This window comes from Rhodobacter sp. SGA-6-6, from assembly GCF_011043545.1.
Classification (GTDB): domain Bacteria; phylum Pseudomonadota; class Alphaproteobacteria; order Rhodobacterales; family Rhodobacteraceae; genus Pseudogemmobacter.
Map to the genome: position 1 here is coordinate 214169 of NZ_JAAKGP010000002.1, position 16437 is coordinate 230605.

Below are 16437 nucleotides of genomic sequence, written 5' to 3' on the forward strand. Positions count from 1 at the left end.
CGATGAGTGCCGATCCTTCCCCCCGCAAGCCCGGCCGCAAGGGCGGGCTGGCGCATTTCCTGGCTGCAGCGGGCTATTCCGCCGCCGGGCTGAGGCGGCTGGCGCGGGAAAGCGCCTTCCGGCAGGAGGCCGTCTTCGGGGGGCTGGCGCTGGCCGTGCTGGCGCTCTGCGGCGCTTCGGGGCCGGCGCTTGCGGGAATGGCGGGGCTGGTGCTGCTGCTGGTGGCGGTCGAGGCGCTGAACACCGCGCTGGAGGTGCTGGTGGACCATCTCTCGCCCGGCTGGTCGCAGTTCGCCAAAGACACCAAGGACCTCGGCTCGCTGGCGGTGGCCTGCGTGGCGGCGATGAACGGGCTTTATTTCATCGCGGTGCTGGTCTGGGGATAGTTTCCCGGCTTGGCCCCGGGCGGGATCAGGCGAGGCACTGCCTCGCCCCGCCCGTGCGCGGCGGATCAACCGAAGACGATGCGGCACATACCCCCGAGAGGCCAGCGCCCGCCCCGGCGGGCGAGAAGCGCCTGGCCCAAGGGCGGGGCGGGCGCTGGCCGGGCCTTTGAGGCCCGGCCGGGAGAAGGGGGAAACGTGGCGCTGTGGCGAAGACACGTGCCTTCGCCAAGGAAGCCGGAAAATCCCGAACCGCCCAAACCGGGGGGCCATGCACCCGCAGCATGGCAGGGCTGCGTCCGTGCCGGTTTTTCTGCGGTGCAGAAAGGGCCATATTGCCGGGCGAGGGAGAGACCATCTCTGAAAGGACCAGACCGATGTCTGCCCGCCCCCGCATCCAGGCGAAGACCAATCCCGCCGTGGCCTATCACGCCGAGGAACGCGCGATCCTGCGCAACGTCCAGCTGCGCGCGCTGACCGCGCTGGAACAGATGTATGCCTACTTCGGCGCCGACCGTGGCTGAAACCCGCAGGGTCCTTGCCCCTGCCCGCAGGGCCCTTGCCTTGACAGCGGGCGGGGCGGGGCGCATATCCGAAGGGACTGGCCGGAGATAGCCCATGTTCATCCAGACCGAATCCACCCCGAACCCCGCCACGCTGAAGTTCCTGCCGGGACAGACCGTGCTCGAAACCGGCACGGCCGATTTCCCGGGGCAGGAAGCGGCGGCGAAATCGCCGCTGGCGCGCCGCATCTTCGCGGCGGGCGGCGTGACCGGCGTCTTCTTCGGCAACGACTTCGTGACCGTCACCAAGGCCGAGGACGTGGAATGGCAGCACATCAAGCCCGCCATCCTGGGCGCGATCATGGAGCATTACCAGTCCGGCGCTCCGGTGATCGAGGGCAATGGCGCGACGAGCGGCGGCCATGCCGAGCATTCGGGTGAAGACGCCGACATCGTGCGCCAGATCAAGGAACTGCTCGACACCCGCGTCCGTCCGGCGGTGGCGCAGGACGGCGGCGACATCACCTTCCACGGCTTCGACCGCGGCGTGGTCTACCTGCACATGCAGGGCGCCTGCGCCGGCTGCCCCTCCTCGACCCTGACGCTGAAGATGGGGATCGAGAACCTGCTGCGGCACTACATCCCCGAAGTGACCGAGGTGCGGCCGGTCGCCGCCTGATCTCTCGATGCCGGCTCCCCGCTCCCTTCGGGTCGCTCCTCGCGGGGCGGTGTCCGGCGACGACAAGTCGAAGACGCAGGAGGAGTTGCCGCTTCTGGCCTTCGACACATCGGCGGCGCATTGCGCCGCCGCCTTGCTTTTGCCGGGCGGCCGCGTGATCGGCCGCGAGGAGCCGATGCAGAAGGGCCAGGCCGAACGGCTGGTGCCAATGCTGGAAGAGGTTCTGGCCGAGGGGGGCATCGGCTGGGCCGACCTGCGGCGGATCGCCGTGGGCATCGGCCCCGGCAATTTCACCGGCGTCCGCATCTCCGTCGCCACCGCCCGCGGGCTGGCGCTGGCGCTGGACATCCCCGCGGTCGGCGTCACCCGGCTGGAGGCGCTGGCCCATGGCCTGCCCCGGCCGCTGCGGGTGATCGAGGATGCGCGGCAGGGACTGGCCTATGTGCAGGACTTCCCGGGCGGCCCGGCGCGGCTGGAGCCCCTTGCCCCCTTCGCCGGCCCTGCCACCGGCAGCGCGGCGGGCGACACCGCCCTGCCCCCGGCGATGCCGATCGCCGAGGCCATCGCCCGCATCGCCGCGACCCGCACCCCCGGCCCGCCGCCCGCCCCCTTCTACCTGAAGGCCGCCGACGCCGCCCCGCCGTCAGACCCGCCTCCGGTGATCCTGCCGTGATCCCCGCCGCGCTTGCCGCGCTGCACCGGCGCTCTTTCCGCAGCCCGCCGCCGTGGAGCGAGGCGGATTTCGCCGGCTTCCTGTCCGACCCGCTGGCCTTCCTGCTGGTCGAGGGCGACGCCGGCTTCCTGCTCGGCCGGGCGGTGGCGGGGGAGGCGGAACTGCTGACCCTTGCCGTCGCGCCGGAGAGCCGCCGCCTCGGCCTCGGCCGCAGGCTGGTGGCGCGCTTCCTCTACCAGGCGCGGCTGCGCGGGGCGGGGCGGGCCTTCCTGGAGGTCAGCGCCGAAAACCCTGCCGCCATCGCGCTTTACGAATCGGCGGGCTTCGCCGCCGCCGGCCGCCGCCGCGGCTATTACGCCACCCCCGAAGGCACGCGCATCGACGCCGTAGTCATGGCGCGCGACCTCTGACGCAGGGGAAGCCGCACTTCCTGACCAAAGCGTCAGGAAACGCCGGCCGATCACGCGAATCCGACTTGACCCCCCGGGGGCCTTCCCGACTAATCTGGCCCATGATCCGCCCGCGACCGGGCCTTCCCGGCGGACAGGGCGGCGCTGCGCATTATCAACCGGGAGAGCTACCCATGACCCTGATGAAATCCCTTGCCGGGGCGACCGCCACCCTGGCCCTGATGGCCGGCGCCGCGCTGGCCGAGCCGGCGATCATCTTCGACCTCGGCGGCAAGTTCGACAAATCCTTCAACGAGGCCGCCTTCAACGGCGCCGAACGCTGGGCCAAGGAAACCGGCGGCACCTACAAGGAACTGGAGATGCAGGACGAGGCGCAGCGCGAGCAGGCGCTCCGCCGCCTGGCCGAGGCCGGCGCCAACCCGGTGGTGATGACCGGCTTCGCCTTCGGCGACGTGCTGGCCAAGGTGGCCCCCGACTTCCCCGACACCAAGTTCGCCATCATCGACATGGTGGTGGACGCGCCGAACGTGAAGTCGGTGGTGTTCAATGAACATGAAGGCTCCTACCTGGTCGGCATCATGGCCGCCATGGCCTCGAAATCCGGCACGGTGGGCTTCATCGGCGGCATGGACATCCCGCTGATCCGCAAGTTCGGCTGCGGCTATGCCCAGGGCGTGAAGGCGGCCAACCCGGACGCCAAGCTGATCATCAACTGGACCGGCGACACCCCCGCCGCCTGGAACGACCCGGTGAAGGGCGCGGAACTGGCCAAGGGCCAGAAGGCGCAAGGCGCCGACGTGATCTATGCCGCGGCCGGCGGCACCGGCATCGGCGTGCTGCAGGCGGCGGCGGACGAGGGCATCCTGTCCATCGGCGTCGACAGCAACCAGAACTACCTGCACCCCGGCTCGGTCCTGACCTCGATGGTCAAGCGCGTCGACAACTCGGTCTACGAGGCCTTCAAGGAAGGCGAGGCGCTGACCCCCGGCATCAACGTCATGGGCCTGGCGAACGAGGGCGTCGGCTATGCGATGGACGAGCACAACGCCGCCCTGGTGACGCCCGAGATGCAGGCCGCGGTCGACGAAGCCGCCGCCAAGATCAAGGCGGGCGAGATCGTGGTCCACGACTACATGTCGGACGACACCTGCCCGGCCGCGACGTTCTGATCCCCCGACAGGGGCAATCTCGGTGCCGCGCCGGGTCTCTGGCGCGGCACATTTTGCAAGGTCCGCCGAAGCCGCGACAAAAGCGGCGGGCGGCCTGCGGGACGGGGGAAGCTGCATGGAAAACGGCGCTTATGCCATCGAGCTGAAAGGCATCTCCAAGGCCTTCGGCCCGGTGCAGGCCAACCGCGACATCAACATCGCCGTGCCGCGCGGCACCATCCACGGCATCATCGGCGAGAACGGCGCCGGCAAGTCGACGCTGATGAGCATCCTCTACGGCTTCTACCGCGCCGATGCCGGGCAGATCCTGATCAACGGCAAGCCCACCGCCATCCCCGACAGCCAGAGCGCCATCCGCGCCGGCATCGGCATGGTGTTCCAGCATTTCAAGCTGGTGCAGAACTTCACCGTGCTGGAGAACGTCATCCTCGGCGCCGAGGACGGGCCGATGCTGAACTCCAGCCTCGCCAAGGCGCGCAAGACGCTGGCCGAGCTGTCGCAGGAATACGAACTGGACGTGGACCCCGACGCGCTGGTCGAGGACCTGTCGGTCGGCCACCAGCAGCGGGTCGAGATCCTGAAGGCGCTCTACCGCCAGGCCGACATCCTGATCCTGGACGAACCCACCGGTGTGCTGACCCCCGCCGAGGCCGACCACCTGTTCCGCATCCTCAAGGGTCTGAAGGCCCAAGGGAAAACCATCATTCTGATCACCCACAAGCTGCGCGAGATCATGGAGGCCACCGACAACGTTTCGGTCATGCGGCGCGGCACCATGGTGGACACGGTCAGGACCGCCGAAACCAGCCCCGAGCAGCTGGCCGAGCTGATGGTGGGCCGCAAGGTGCTGCTGGAGGTCGAGAAGGCCCCCGCCAGCCCCGGCGCGGTGGTGCTGTCCGTCCAGGACCTGAGGGTGAAGGACGAACACGGGGTCGAGCGGCTGAAGGGCGTCAGCTTCGAGATCCGCGCCGGCGAGATCCTCGGCATCGCCGGGGTGGCCGGCAACGGCCAGTCCGAACTGATGGAGGCGCTTGGCGGCATGATCCGCGCCACCGGCGCCGTCACCCTGAAGGGCCAGCCGCTGCCGCTGTCGGGCAAGGGCGCCGACGGGCAGAGCCGCCGCCGCGCCGGCATCGCCCATGTGCCGGAGGACCGCCACCACCACGGGCTGATCCTGGACTTCACCGCCTGGGAAAACATGGCCTTCGGCTATTTCAACGAACCGGAATACCAGAAGAACCGGCTCTTGATGGACAACGCCGCCATCCGCGCCGACACCGCGAAGAAGATGGAAACCTTCGACGTGCGCCCGCCGATCCCCGGACTGCAGGCGAAAAGCTTCTCGGGCGGCAACCAGCAGAAGATCGTGGTGGCCCGCGAATTCGAGCAGGACCCCGACCTGCTGCTGGTCGGCCAGCCCACCCGCGGGGTGGATATCGGCGCCATCGAGTTCATCCACAAGCAGCTGATCGCGCTGCGCGACGCCGGCAAGGCGGTGCTGCTGGTCTCGGTGGAACTGGACGAGATCATGTCGCTGTCGGACCGCATCGCGGTGATGTTCGACGGAAAGATCATGGGCTTCCGCGACCCCGACACCACCGACGAACGCGAACTGGGCCTGCTGATGGCCGGGATCACCGGAAAAGGGGAGGCCGCGTGATGGACCGTTTGCCGCGTTGGGCCGATGTCGCGCTCGTCCCGTTGGTCTCGCTGATCCTCGCCTTCGCCATCGCCGCGCTGGTGATCCTGGCCATCGGGCAGGACCCGTGGGAGGCGATCACGGTGATGGTGCAGGGTTCGGTGATGAACGCCTACGGCTGGGGCTATACGCTTTATTACGCCACCAGCTTCATGTTTACCGGGCTGGCGGTCTGCGTCGCCTTCCATGCCAGCATGTTCAACATCGGCGGCGAGGGGCAGGCGCTGCTCGGCGGCCTCGGCGTGGCCTTGGCCTGCCTGTTCGTGCCCTGGCCGCACTGGTCGCTGGCGCTGATCGGCGCCACGGCCTCGGCAGCGGCCTTCGGGGCGGTCTGGGCGGCGATCCCGGCCTGGCTGCAGGCCAAGCGCGGCAGCCATATCGTGATCACCACGATCATGTTCAACTACATCGCCGCCAGCCTGCTGCAATACCTTCTGGTCAACACGTTGAAGCCGGTGGGGCAGGCCGATCCGGCCTCGGCCAATTTCCCGCCCGCCACCCACCTGCCGGCGCTGAACGACATTCCGCTGTTGAACCTGGTCTTCACCAAGGCGGTGCCGGCCAATGTCACCCTGTTCATCGCGCTCGCCATGGCGGTGCTGGTCTGGGTGCTGTTGTGGCACACCCGCCTCGGCTACCAGATCCGCGCCTTCGGCAAGTCCGAGGCCGGCGCCCGCTATGCCGGGATCAACCCGACCTTCGTCATCATGGTGGTGATGCTGATCTCCGGCGGGCTGGCCGGCATGATGGCGATCAACAACGTGATGGGCGAGGCCGAGCGTCTCTTAGGCAACTCGGCCTCCGGCGCCGGCTTCATCGGCATCGCGGTGGCGCTGATGGGGCGCAACCACCCGCTGGGCGTGGTGCTGGCGGCGCTGCTGTTCGGCTTCCTGTTCCAGGGCGGGGCGGAACTCGGGCTCTGGACCAAGATCCCGATCGAGATGCGGATCGTGGTGCAGGGTCTGGTGATCCTGTTCACCGGAGCGCTGGACGTGATGGTGCGGATGCTGCTGGTGCGGATCTTCGCCCTGTTCCGGCCGCGAACGATGGAGGCCGCGTGATGGATTACGCCACCTTCCTGCAGATGCTGGACAGCACCCTGCGGCTGGCGACGCCCCTGATGCTGGCCTGCATCGCCGGGCTTTACTCCGAGCGCGCCGGCATCTTCGACATCGGGCTCGAAGGCAAGATGCTGGCCGCCGCGATGTGCGCCGGCGCGGCGGCGGCGCTTTCGGGATCGGTCTGGTGGGGGCTCTTGGCGGGGATCGGCGGCTCGCTAGTCTTCGCCGCCATCCATGGCGTGACCTCGATCACCTTCCGCGGCAACCAGCTGATCTCGGGCGTGGCGCTGAACTTCCTCGCCTCCGGCCTGACCGTGCTGGTGGCGCAAAGCATGTTCGGCCAGGGCGGCCGCACCCCGCCGCTGAACGGCCCGGCGCGGTTCCAGCCGATCGCCCTGCCCTTCGCCGAAGAGGCGCGGGCGATCCCGGTGATCGGCCCGTTCTACGACGAGGTGATCTCGGGCCACCCGCTGCCGGTCTATGCCGCCTTCGCGGTGGTGGCGCTGACCTGGTGGGTGCTGTATCGCACCCGCTTCGGCCTGCGCCTGCGCGCGGTGGGAGAGAACCCGGCGGCGGTGGACACCGCGGGCGTCAGCGTCGTCGGCCTGCGCTATGCGGCGGTGATGGTGACCGGCGTCCTCTGCGGCCTTGCGGGGGCCTATATGGCCACCGCGCTGCAGGCGGGCTTCGGCAAGGAGATGACGGCGGGCCGCGGCTATATCGCGCTGGCGGCGCTGATCTTCGCCAAGTGGCGGCCGGTGGCGGCGATGTGGGCCTGCCTGCTGTTCGGCTTCTTCCAGGCGCTGGCCAACCGCCCCGACGTGGTGGAGGCGGTGGTGCAGGTCAAGGTGCCGGTGCCCTTCCTGACCGCCCTGCCCTATGTGCTGACGGTGCTGGTCCTTGCCGGCTTCGTCGGCAAGGCGATCCCGCCGCGGGCGGGGGGCGAGCCCTATGTGAAGGAGCGCTGAGCCGGGAAACCCGGCTCAGCCCGCCGTGGCCTCGTCGGCCTCGTAGGCGTTGATGATGCGGGCGACCAGCGGGTGGCGCACCACGTCCTTCGACGTGAAGTAGTTGAAGCTGACGCCCTTAACCCCTTTCAGGATGCGTTCGGCCTCGGACAGACCCGAGACGGTGCCGCGCGGCAGATCGACCTGGGTGCGGTCGCCGGTGATCACCATGCGGCTGCCTTCGCCCAGGCGGGTCAGGAACATCTTCATCTGCATCGAGGTGGCGTTCTGCGCCTCGTCCAGCACCACGAAGGCGTTCGACAGGGTGCGCCCGCGCATGAAGGCCAGCGGCGCGATCTCGATCCGCTTCTCCTGCATCAGCTTTTCCACCTGCTTCGCCGGCAGGAAGTCGTTCAGCGCATCGTAGAGCGGCTGCATGTAGGGATCGACCTTCTCCTTCATGTCGCCGGGCAGGAAGCCGAGGCGTTCGCCCGCCTCCACCGCCGGGCGGCTGAGAACGATCCTCTCGACCGCGCCGGAGATGAACATCGTCACCCCCACCGCCACCGCCAGGTAGGTCTTGCCGGTCCCCGCCGGGCCGATGCCGAAGCCGAGTTCATGGCTGAACAGGTTGGCGACATAGGCCTTCTGCGCCTCGGTCCGCGGCTCGATCGGCTTCTTGCGGGTGCGCAACTCCATGCCGGGGTTGAACAGCTCGATCTGCTCGCCCTCGCCCGTGGGGGTCACCGGGCGGCCCATCCGCATCGCGCCGTCGATGTCGCCGGCCCCGAGGCTGCGCCCCGCCTCCAGCCGGGCGTAGAGACTGCGCAGCACCGCCGCAGCCTGCTCCCGCGCGCCCTTGTCGCCGATCACCGCCAGACGGTTGCCGCGCCGCAGGATGTGAACCCCCATCTGGTGCTCCACCTGGGCCAGGTTGCGGTCGAACTCTCCGCAGAGGTCGATCAGCAACCGGTTGTCGGGAAATTCGAGGGTGGTTTCCACCATGTCCTCGGGGCTGGTCGGGGGGGTCAGCGCGCTGATGCCCAAAAGGATCTCCTTTGTTCAGAGGGCCCATGACAGGAGCCTGCGCCACACCCCGCGATCTGGCAAGGATTTTTGCAGGCACCCCCATATCTTGCGGGTCATGCTGTAGAAATTGTGACGATGACGGGCGAAGACAAGAGGAGGACGGGGGGAATGGCGAAAATCCCGCCCCCAGGACGGAAACGGGCCGCAGCTGGCGGCTGCGGCCCGGAAGCGGCGCCCGAAGGGGCGGTGTGTCGGCGGCGGCTCAGCGCGTGCAGACGCCGTTCGCGTCAGCCGTGGTGCCGGCCGGGCAGCGCTTGACCACCACGGTCTTGATGCCGGGGCCGGGGGTCCAGTCGGCGATGCCTTCCGAACGGGTCTGGTATTCGCGGATCACAGTGCCCGGCGGGAAGTGGTTGTTGCAGACCGGCAGGCCCGAGGCCGGGTCGTAGCGCGGGCTGGAATAGCCCTCGACCCCGTCGTCCATGATCCAGTTCTGGCAGCCGTCCGGGTCGTAGGCGATGGCGGCGCGGCCGTTCACCAGCACCCCCGTGTCGCGGCCCTTGTCCACGCCCGTGGCGATCACGTCGTCCGGGCCGCGGTAGCGGTGCAGGCCGTCTTCCACGCAGGCCCCGAGCAGCAGCGGGGCGGCAAGGAGGGCGCCGAGTTTCATGTAGCTCTGCATCATTGTCACCACCGATAGCAAACGATTTCGACGCGACGGTTCTTGGCCATCCCGGCCGCCGTGCCGTTCGAGGCGATCGGCTGGCGTTCGCCGAAGCCAAGCTCACGCTCGACCGAGGCGCCGACCGAGCGGGCCACTTCCGCCACCGCATGGGCGCGGCGCTTCGACAGGCTCATGTTGTATTCGTCCGAGGCGCGGCTGTCGGTATGGCCGTAGATGGCATAGCCGAAGGCGCCCGCCTGGCTGAAGAACTGGCGCAGCCGGTCGCGGCCCGAGGCCGTCAGCTTGGCGCTGTCGGTGGCGAACAGCGTGTCGGTGTTCTCGACCAGGCAGGTGTTCTTCTTCAGGCAGACCGGCTTGCCGGTCTTCGGGTCGCGGCGCGGCACCATGTAGCCTTCCAGGCCGCCGTCGGCCCACCAGTGCATACAGCCGTCGTCGTCGATCCAGACGCCCCATTCGATCTTGCCGGTGACGACAGGGGATTCCTGCGCCAGGGCGACCGAAGCCCCACCCAGGCCGGCCGCAAGCGCCAGCCCTCCCAACATCATCCGCACTGCGCGTGAATACCCGTTCACAGCCAGAGCCCCCTTCACCACTATGTGACAGCTGGTCCGAGAATTGCCGTCCGACCCCTGCGAAGTAAAGGGGATTCTTGGAGATTTGGGCATTTATGTGGCGGTCCGTCCGCAGTTACCCACAATATCCTGTGGATAAGGACAGATTGTTTCGCCGCCGGAAACCTTGCGGCTGACCCAAGGTCAATCCGGAATCCTGACCGCCGCCAACGAGTTCGGCGCCGAAGCTGAGACGCGGGCGCGGACCAGATCGCCGATGCGGCCCGCCGCGTCCTCGACATGCACCGCCATCAGGTGCTGCGACTTGCCGACCATCTGGCCGGGGCGGCGGCCGGTCTTTTCGTAAAGCACCGCCACCTCCTGCCCCACCATCGCCGCCTGCGCCGCCTGCTGCTGCGCGGTGATCAGCGCCTGCAGCGCCTGCAGCCGTTCGTCGGCCACCTCCGCCGCCACCGGAGCCTTCTCCGCCGCCGGGGTGCCGGGGCGGGCGGAATACTTGAAGCTGAAGGCGGCGCCGTAGCCCACCTGCCGCACCAGCGCCATCGTCGCCTCGAAATCGGCCTCGGTCTCGCCGGGGAAGCCGACGATGAAGTCGCTGGTCAAGAGGATGTCGGGCCGCGCCGCCCGGATGCGCTCCACCAGCCGCAGGTAATGGTCCGCTGTGTGCTTGCGGTTCATCGCCTTCAGGATGCGGTCGCTGCCCGACTGCACCGGCAGGTGCAGGTAGGGCATCAGCTGCGGCACCTCGGCATGGGCGGCGATCAGGTCCTCGGCCATGTCGTTGGGGTGGCTGGTGGTATAGCGGATGCGGTCCAGCCCCTCGATCCCGGCCAGTTCCCGGATCAGCCGGGCCAAGGTCCAGCCGCCGGCATGGTAGGCGTTGACGTTCTGGCCCAGCAGGGTGATCTCGCGCACCCCGCGGTCCACCAGGTCGCGCGCCTCGCGCAGCAGCCGCTCGGCGGGGCGGGAGACCTCGGCGCCGCGGGTATAGGGCACCACGCAGAAGGCGCAGAACTTGTCGCAGCCCTCCTGCACGGTCAGGAAAGCCGTCGGCCCCCGCAGCGCCTTGCGGGCGGGCAGGTGCTCGAACTTGTCCTCGGCCGGGAAATCGGTGTCCACCACCCGGCCCTCGGCCCGCACCATCGCCGGCAGGCGGTGATAGCTTTGCGGCCCGACCACGATGTCGACCAGCGGCATCCGCTTCAGGATCTCCTCGCCCTCGGCCTGGGCCACGCAGCCGGCGACGCCGACCTTCAGCCCGGGCCGCTCCGCCTTCAGCGGCTTCAGCCGGCCGAGGTCGGAATAAAGCTTCTCGCTGGCCTTCTCGCGGATATGGCAGGTGTTCAGCAGCACCATGTCCGCCTCTTCCAGCACCTCGGTCTGGACATAGCCCTGCGCGCCCATGGCCTCGGCCATGCGTTCGCTGTCGTAGACGTTCATCTGGCACCCGTAGGTCTTGATGAACAGTTTCTTCGGATCGGCCATTCCCGCGCCTCCTGCGGCCCGGCTTTTACACCCCGCTGCCCGCCACGGCAACGCCACCCCCTTGCCATGCACGAAGACTTCACCGATTCTGGAACCGATCGGCCCGGCCCCGCGGGGAATGGCCCCGGCGGCAGGAACATGATGCGCTACAAGGATCTGGAGACCTTCATCGGCACCGCCGGCCCGGCCCTGGCCAAGGGCCCTGTCGCCATGATCATGGCCGAGGACGCAGTGGAGATCGACAGCACCCTGCGCCACCACCTGCAAAGCGGCTTCCGCACCGTGATGCTGCTGGCGCCCGAGGACATGGCGCTGCCGGCCGATCTGGAGGCCAGGGTCCACCACGTCCTGCACGACGTCTATGCCGACGCCGCCCTGTCCGAGGCGGTGAACCGGGTCAACGACGCCGCGCCGGGGATCTGGCTCTACTACTGCTACAACGCCGAATACCTGTTCTTCCCGTTCTGCGAATCGCGCTCGGTCCGCGACCTCTTGGCCTTCCATGCCGAGGAGCGGCGCGAGGCGATGCTGACCTATGTCGTCGACCTCTACGCCAGCGACCTGGACACCCACGGCAATGCGGTGTCGCTGGAGGATGCCCATCTCGACCGCTCGGGCTATTACGCGCTGGCCCGCAAGGACGCCGAGAAGAACTGGGCCGAGAAGGACCGGCAGATGGATTTCTTCGGCGGCCTGCGCTGGCGGTTCGAGGAGCACATCCCCTGGACCCGGCGCAAGATCGACCGCATCTCGATCTTCAAGACCCGCAAGGGGCTGCGGCTGCGCCCCGACTTCACCTTCAACGAGGAAGAGCTGAACACCTTCGCCTGCCCCTGGCACAACAACCTGACGGCGGCGGTCTGCTCGTTCCGCACCGCCAAGGCGCTGCGCACCAACCCGGGCAGCCGCTTCGACATCCAGAACTTCCGCTGGCACAACTCGGTCCCCTTCGACTGGCACAGCCAGCAGTTGATGGACCTTGGGCTGATGGAGCCGGGGCAGTGGTTCTGACACCGTGGCGCGGCGGCCGGCGGGGCACGGCGGGGTGAACCCCGCCCTACCGGGAAGACCCGGCGCGTCGTAGGGCGGGGTTCACCCCGCCGCCCCGTTCACCCCAGCCGCTCGATCAGCGCCATCGCGGCCTGCGGGTTCAGCACCTTGTGGCCGCTGATGACGTAAAGGAACACGTCGCGCGGGCCGGAGGGTTTCGGGTCGCCCACATAATCCAGACCCTCCGGGCAGCCGCCCTCGGCCCAGACCTTCGCCCGCTCGGCCCAGAGGTCCAGCGCCCTTTCGCTGTAGCCGAGCGGCTCGTCCTCCGCCGTGCCCATGATCCGGGCATAGACGAAGGGCGCGGTCGGGTCGGCGATCTGGGGGAATTCACTGTCCGCCGCGATCACCGCCGCCACGCCATGGGCGCGGGCCAGATCGGTGAACTCCGGCGTGCGGAAGCTGTCGTGGCGCACCTCCACCGCATGGCGCAGCTTGCGGCCCTGGTGCGAGGCGGGAAGCAGCTTCAGGAAGGCCTCGAAATCCTCCGGATCGAATTTCTTCGTCGCCATGAACTGCCAGTTGATCGGGCCGAGCTTGTCGCCCAGCTCCACCACCCCGCTGTCGAGGAAGCGCTGGATGCTCTCGCCCGCCTCGGACAGCACCCGGCGGTTGGTGGCGAAGCGCGGGCCTTTCAGCGCGAAGACGAAGCCCTCGGGCACCTCGTCGTGCCATTTGCGGAAACTCTCGGGCCTCTGCGAGCCGTAATAGGTGCCGTTGACCTCGATCGAGGTCAGCACGCGGCTGGCATGGTCCAGTTCCCGCTTCTGAGCCAGGCCCTCGGGGTAGAAGCTGCCGCGCCAGGGCTCGTAGGTCCAGCCGCCGACGCCGATGAAGATCCTGCCTGCCATGGCCTGCCCCTTTTGCCGAGAGGACCAGCCTAGCCGAAATCGGGGATGGTGCGAAGGCTCAGCGCCGGCGCAGGCGGATCACCACGTCGACCCTGGCGATCTCGGTGCCCTCCGGCGCGGCGGGAAGGCCGGTGATCTTCAACTCGTCCTTCGGGGCGTCGGTCAGGGTGGCGCTGTCTTCCCAGTAGAAATGCGGGTGGTCGTCCATGCGGGTGTCGAAGTAGCTTTTCGACCCGTCCACCACCACCTCGTTCATCAGCCCGGCCTCGCAGAAGGCCCGCAGGGTGTTGTAGACGGTGGCGAGGCTGACCTTCTCACCGGCAGAACTGGCTGCGGCATAAAGTCCCTCGGCGGTGACATGGCGGTCCTCGCCGTCGCCGACCAGCAGGCCGGCCAGGGCCAGCCGCTGCCGCGTCGGACGCAACCCGCCGTGCGCCAGCCAGTCGGCCCCCCGCTTTTCCGCCACCGGAGTCATGTCGCAAACCCGTTGCCCATAAGGACATATATAAAACCCGGGGGCGCCGAATCAATCGGATTCCGCCCCCGGGGTGCAACGCCCCGCCCTTGCTTAGCCTTCCATGCCTCTGTTACACGGGTTGGCAACAATCTTACGCAGAGGGGATGCGCGGCCGATGGGTCTTTATCCGACCAGCTTCGACAAGGAAGACCTGTTGAAATGCGCCCGGGGGGAATTGTTCGGGCCGGGCAACGCCCAGTTGCCGGAACCGCCGATGCTGATGATGGACCGCATCACCGACATCTCGGAGGACCGCGGCGAGCATGGCAAGGGCCATGTGGTGGCCGAGTTCGACATCACCCCGGACCTGTGGTTCTTCGCCTGCCACTTCCCCGGCAACCCGATCATGCCGGGCTGCCTGGGCCTCGACGGGCTGTGGCAGCTGACCGGATTCAACCTCGGCTGGCGCGGCTGGCAGGGGCGCGGCTATGCGCTCGGTGTCGGCGAGGTCAAGCTGACCGGCATGGTGCGGCCGGACCGCAGGATGCTGACCTACTACGTCGATTTCACCAAGGCGGTGCAGACCCGCCGCCTGACCATGGGCGTGGCCGACGGCCGAGTTGAGGCGGATGGCGAAACCATCTATCTGGTCAAGGACATGAAGGTCGCCCTCTCGGCGAGCTGACCTGAAGGAGAATCCCATGCGCCGCGTCGTCATCACCGGGATCGGCATCGTCTCGCCCATCGGCAACGATGCCGCCGAAGTGGAAGCCTCGCTGCGGGCGGGGAAATCCGGCATCGTCTTCGCCCCCGACTATGCCGAGCACGGCTTCCGCAGCCAGGTCCACGGCACCGTCAAGCTGAACGTCGAGGACCATATCGACAAGCGCGACCTGCGCTTCATGGGCGACGGGGCGGCCTATACCTTCATCGCCATGCGGCAGGCCATCGCCGACAGCGGCCTGACGGACTCCGAGGTCTCGAACGACCGCACCGGCATCATCGTCGGCTCCGGCGGGCCTTCGACGAAAAGCTTCTTCCGTGCCCACAACGTGGTGCGCGAGACCGGCAGCCCGAAGCGGATCGGGCCGTTCGGGGTGACCAAGGGCATGTCCTCCACCGTCTCGGCCTGCCTCGCCACGCCGTTCCGCATCAAGGGCGTGAACTATTCGATCACCTCGGCCTGCTCGACCAGCGCGCATTGCATCGGCAACGGCACCGAGCTGATCCAGATGGGCAAGCAGGACGTGGTCTTCGCCGGCGGCGGCGAGGAGCTGGACTGGACGCTCAGCTGCCTGTTCGACGCCATGGGCGCGATGTCGTCGAAATACAACGACACGCCCGAGACGGCGAGCCGCACCTATGACGCCACCCGCGACGGCTTCGTCATCGCCGGCGGCGGCGGCGTGGTGGTGCTGGAAGAGCTGAATCACGCCCTGGCCCGCGGCGCGAAGATCTACGGCGAAGTCACCGGCTACGGCGCCACCTCGGACGGCCACGACATGGTGGCCCCTTCGGGAGAGGGCGGCGAGCGGTCGATGCGGGTGGCTTTGTCCACCCTGCCCGAAGGCCGCCGGATCGACTACATCAATAGCCACGGCACCAGCACCCCCGTCGGCGACATCACCGAGGTCGAGGCGATCCGCCGCGTCTTCGGCCGCGGCACCACGCCCCCCATCGCCTCCACCAAGTCGCTGACCGGGCACAGCCTGGGCGCCACCGGCGCGCATGAGGCGATCTATTCGCTGATCATGATGCAGAAGGGCTTCATCGCCGCTTCCGCCAACGTCGTCACCCCCGACCCGAACCTGGACCCGGGCGAGATCGTCACCACCCTGCGCGAGGGGGTGGAGATCGACGGCGTGCTGTCCAATTCCTTCGGCTTCGGCGGCACCAACGCCACCCTGGTCATGTCGAAATACCTCGGCTGAGTTTTCAACGGATCCATTTCAAGGGGGCCAGGATGGCAGACCTTATGAAAGGCAAGCGCGGCCTCGTGATGGGGGTTGCGAACGACCGCTCCATCGCCTGGGGCATCGCCTCGGCGCTGGCGGCGGAAGGGGCGGAGCTGGCCTTCTCCTACCAGGGCGAGGCATTCGGCAAGCGGGTGCAGCCGCTGGCAGCCTCGGTCGGGTCGGACGTGCTGGTGGACGTGGACGTGACGGACGAGGCGTCCCTGGACGCCTGCTTCGCTTCGCTGAAGGACCGCTGGGGCAGGCTGGACTTCGTGATCCACGCCATCGCCTTCTCCGACAAGACCGAGCTGACCGGGCGGTTCATCAACACCACCAAGGGCAACTTCCTGAATTCGCTGAACATCTCCTGCTTCAGCTTCATCGACGTGGCGCGGCGGGCGGAAGGGCTGATGCCGGACGGCGGGGCGCTGATCACCCTGACCTTCCAGGGCTCCAACCGGGTCTCGCCGAACTACAATGTGATGGGGGTGGCGAAGGCGGCGCTGGAATCGGCCACGCGCTACCTGGCCAATGACCTCGGCCCGCAGAAGATCCGCGTCAACGCCATCTCCCCCGGCCCGATGAAGACGCTGGCCGGCTCGGCCATCGGCGGGGCGCGGGCGACCTTCCGCCACACCGAGGAGAACGCGCCGCTGCGGTCGAACGCCACGCTGGAGACCATCGGCGGCACCGCAGTCTGGCTCTGCTCCGACTACGGCGCCGCGACCACGGGCGAGATCATCCACGTAGACGGCGGCTATCACGTCCTGGGCTTCCCGCAGGCGGAGAACCTTTGAGGCAGGGGCCGGCGGGGTGAACCCCGCCCTAC

19 protein-coding genes are annotated in these 16437 nt (G+C 68.3%); 13 read left to right on the forward strand and 6 right to left on the reverse strand.

Going from position 1 to position 16437, the window contains the following annotated elements:
* The first annotated feature begins 2 nt into the window (after window positions 1-2).
* The 9 genes from G5B31_RS04305 to G5B31_RS04345 all read left to right on the forward strand — a co-directional run bounded on the left by G5B31_RS04305 (window position 3) and on the right by G5B31_RS04345 (window position 7545).
* Window positions 3-386 (forward strand): diacylglycerol kinase, encoded by a 384-nt coding sequence (locus tag G5B31_RS04305; protein ID WP_165014146.1) that lies wholly within the window; start codon window positions 3-5, stop codon window positions 384-386.
* Between the two features lie 374 nt (window positions 387-760).
* Window positions 761-907, forward strand: coding sequence for a hypothetical protein (locus G5B31_RS04310; RefSeq protein ID WP_165014148.1), 147 nt, complete (start codon window positions 761-763; stop codon window positions 905-907).
* Window positions 908-1001: 94 nt separating this feature from the next.
* Window positions 1002-1565, forward strand: a complete 564-nt coding sequence (locus G5B31_RS04315; protein WP_165014150.1) for a NifU family protein — start codon at window positions 1002-1004, stop codon at window positions 1563-1565.
* A 7-nt stretch (window positions 1566-1572) separates the two neighbouring features.
* Window positions 1573-2238, forward strand: a complete 666-nt coding sequence (tsaB, locus tag G5B31_RS04320) for a tRNA (adenosine(37)-N6)-threonylcarbamoyltransferase complex dimerization subunit type 1 TsaB (protein ID WP_165014152.1) — start codon at window positions 1573-1575, stop codon at window positions 2236-2238.
* Window positions 2235-2648, forward strand: coding sequence for a ribosomal protein S18-alanine N-acetyltransferase (gene rimI / locus G5B31_RS04325; protein ID WP_165014154.1), 414 nt, complete (start codon window positions 2235-2237; stop codon window positions 2646-2648). The genes tsaB and rimI overlap by 4 nt, the downstream gene beginning before the upstream one ends.
* A 173-nt stretch (window positions 2649-2821) precedes the next feature.
* Window positions 2822-3817, forward strand: a complete 996-nt coding sequence (locus G5B31_RS04330; protein WP_165014156.1) for a BMP family protein — start codon at window positions 2822-2824, stop codon at window positions 3815-3817.
* 115 nt (window positions 3818-3932) lie between these two features.
* Window positions 3933-5477, forward strand: coding sequence for an ABC transporter ATP-binding protein (locus tag G5B31_RS04335; RefSeq protein WP_165014158.1), 1545 nt, complete (start codon window positions 3933-3935; stop codon window positions 5475-5477).
* Window positions 5477-6577, forward strand: a complete 1101-nt coding sequence (locus tag G5B31_RS04340; protein WP_165014160.1) for an ABC transporter permease — start codon at window positions 5477-5479, stop codon at window positions 6575-6577. Before G5B31_RS04335 ends, G5B31_RS04340 begins: the two co-directional genes overlap by 1 nt.
* A complete protein-coding gene (locus tag G5B31_RS04345) occupies window positions 6577-7545 on the forward strand; it encodes an ABC transporter permease (RefSeq protein WP_165014162.1) in 969 nt (322 codons plus the stop codon). The genes G5B31_RS04340 and G5B31_RS04345 overlap by 1 nt, the downstream gene beginning before the upstream one ends.
* A 15-nt stretch (window positions 7546-7560) precedes the next feature.
* On the opposite strand, the gene G5B31_RS04350 is transcribed toward G5B31_RS04345, so the two are convergent.
* The 4 genes from G5B31_RS04350 to miaB form a co-directional block, all read right to left on the reverse strand.
* Window positions 7561-8571, reverse strand: coding sequence for a PhoH family protein (locus G5B31_RS04350; RefSeq protein ID WP_394352111.1), 1011 nt, complete (start codon window positions 8569-8571; stop codon window positions 7561-7563).
* Between the two features lie 244 nt (window positions 8572-8815).
* Complete coding sequence (locus tag G5B31_RS04355; RefSeq protein WP_165014164.1) at window positions 8816-9238, reverse strand: hypothetical protein; 423 nt, start codon at window positions 9236-9238, stop codon at window positions 8816-8818.
* Window positions 9239-9240: 2 nt separating this feature from the next.
* Entirely contained in the window at window positions 9241-9783 is a 543-nt protein-coding gene (locus G5B31_RS04360) for an OmpA family protein (protein ID WP_346763878.1), read from the reverse strand.
* A 210-nt stretch (window positions 9784-9993) separates the two neighbouring features.
* A complete protein-coding gene (miaB, locus tag G5B31_RS04365) occupies window positions 9994-11295 on the reverse strand; it encodes a tRNA (N6-isopentenyl adenosine(37)-C2)-methylthiotransferase MiaB (protein WP_165014166.1) in 1302 nt (433 codons plus the stop codon).
* 141 nt (window positions 11296-11436) lie between these two features.
* On the opposite strand from miaB, the gene G5B31_RS04370 reads away from it, so the two are divergent.
* Complete coding sequence (locus G5B31_RS04370) at window positions 11437-12306, forward strand: RNA methyltransferase (protein ID WP_165014168.1); 870 nt, start codon at window positions 11437-11439, stop codon at window positions 12304-12306.
* A 98-nt stretch (window positions 12307-12404) separates the two neighbouring features.
* Here G5B31_RS04370 and G5B31_RS04375 read toward each other — a convergent pair whose 3' ends face one another.
* Window positions 12405-13196: a DUF72 domain-containing protein gene (locus G5B31_RS04375; protein ID WP_165014170.1), complete on the reverse strand. Its 792-nt coding sequence runs from the start codon at window positions 13194-13196 to the stop codon at window positions 12405-12407.
* A gap of 58 nt (window positions 13197-13254) precedes the next feature.
* Entirely contained in the window at window positions 13255-13671 is a 417-nt protein-coding gene (irrA, locus tag G5B31_RS04380; RefSeq protein WP_165014172.1) for an iron response transcriptional regulator IrrA, read from the reverse strand.
* 157 nt (window positions 13672-13828) lie between these two features.
* On the opposite strand from irrA, the gene fabA reads away from it, so the two are divergent.
* The 3 genes from fabA to G5B31_RS04395 are packed head-to-tail and all read left to right on the forward strand — an operon-like array spanning window position 13829 to window position 16405.
* Complete coding sequence (gene fabA, locus G5B31_RS04385) at window positions 13829-14338, forward strand: bifunctional 3-hydroxydecanoyl-ACP dehydratase/trans-2-decenoyl-ACP isomerase (RefSeq protein WP_165014174.1); 510 nt, start codon at window positions 13829-13831, stop codon at window positions 14336-14338.
* A 16-nt stretch (window positions 14339-14354) separates the two neighbouring features.
* Complete coding sequence (fabB, locus tag G5B31_RS04390) at window positions 14355-15584, forward strand: beta-ketoacyl-ACP synthase I (protein WP_165014176.1); 1230 nt, start codon at window positions 14355-14357, stop codon at window positions 15582-15584.
* Between the two features lie 32 nt (window positions 15585-15616).
* Window positions 15617-16405 carry an enoyl-ACP reductase gene (locus G5B31_RS04395; protein WP_165014178.1) on the forward strand — a complete coding sequence of 263 codons (789 nt, stop codon included), beginning with the start codon at window positions 15617-15619 and terminating at the stop codon, window positions 16403-16405.
* Window positions 16406-16437 lie beyond the last annotated feature (32 nt).

Excerpts from the sequence above, each read along its gene's own strand:
- G5B31_RS04305 (WP_165014146.1), top strand. The coding sequence starts at position 3 with ATGAGTGCCGATCCTTCCCCCCGCAAGCCCGGCCGCAAGGGCGGGCTG.
- G5B31_RS04310 (WP_165014148.1), top strand. The coding sequence starts at position 761 with ATGTCTGCCCGCCCCCGCATCCAGGCGAAGACCAATCCCGCCGTGGCC.
- G5B31_RS04315 (WP_165014150.1), top strand. The coding sequence starts at position 1,002 with ATGTTCATCCAGACCGAATCCACCCCGAACCCCGCCACGCTGAAGTTC.
- tsaB (WP_165014152.1), top strand. The coding sequence starts at position 1,573 with ATGCCGGCTCCCCGCTCCCTTCGGGTCGCTCCTCGCGGGGCGGTGTCC.
- G5B31_RS04330 (WP_165014156.1), top strand. The coding sequence starts at position 2,822 with ATGACCCTGATGAAATCCCTTGCCGGGGCGACCGCCACCCTGGCCCTG.
- G5B31_RS04335 (WP_165014158.1), top strand. The coding sequence starts at position 3,933 with ATGGAAAACGGCGCTTATGCCATCGAGCTGAAAGGCATCTCCAAGGCC.
- G5B31_RS04340 (WP_165014160.1), top strand. The coding sequence starts at position 5,477 with ATGGACCGTTTGCCGCGTTGGGCCGATGTCGCGCTCGTCCCGTTGGTC.
- G5B31_RS04345 (WP_165014162.1), top strand. The coding sequence starts at position 6,577 with ATGGATTACGCCACCTTCCTGCAGATGCTGGACAGCACCCTGCGGCTG.
- G5B31_RS04355 (WP_165014164.1), bottom strand. The coding sequence starts at position 9,238 with ATGATGCAGAGCTACATGAAACTCGGCGCCCTCCTTGCCGCCCCGCTG.
- G5B31_RS04360 (WP_346763878.1), bottom strand. The coding sequence starts at position 9,783 with ATGATGTTGGGAGGGCTGGCGCTTGCGGCCGGCCTGGGTGGGGCTTCG.
- miaB (WP_165014166.1), bottom strand. The coding sequence starts at position 11,295 with ATGGCCGATCCGAAGAAACTGTTCATCAAGACCTACGGGTGCCAGATG.
- G5B31_RS04370 (WP_165014168.1), top strand. The coding sequence starts at position 11,437 with ATGCGCTACAAGGATCTGGAGACCTTCATCGGCACCGCCGGCCCGGCC.
- G5B31_RS04375 (WP_165014170.1), bottom strand. The coding sequence starts at position 13,196 with ATGGCAGGCAGGATCTTCATCGGCGTCGGCGGCTGGACCTACGAGCCC.
- irrA (WP_165014172.1), bottom strand. The coding sequence starts at position 13,671 with ATGACTCCGGTGGCGGAAAAGCGGGGGGCCGACTGGCTGGCGCACGGC.
- fabA (WP_165014174.1), top strand. The coding sequence starts at position 13,829 with ATGGGTCTTTATCCGACCAGCTTCGACAAGGAAGACCTGTTGAAATGC.
- fabB (WP_165014176.1), top strand. The coding sequence starts at position 14,355 with ATGCGCCGCGTCGTCATCACCGGGATCGGCATCGTCTCGCCCATCGGC.
- G5B31_RS04395 (WP_165014178.1), top strand. The coding sequence starts at position 15,617 with ATGGCAGACCTTATGAAAGGCAAGCGCGGCCTCGTGATGGGGGTTGCG.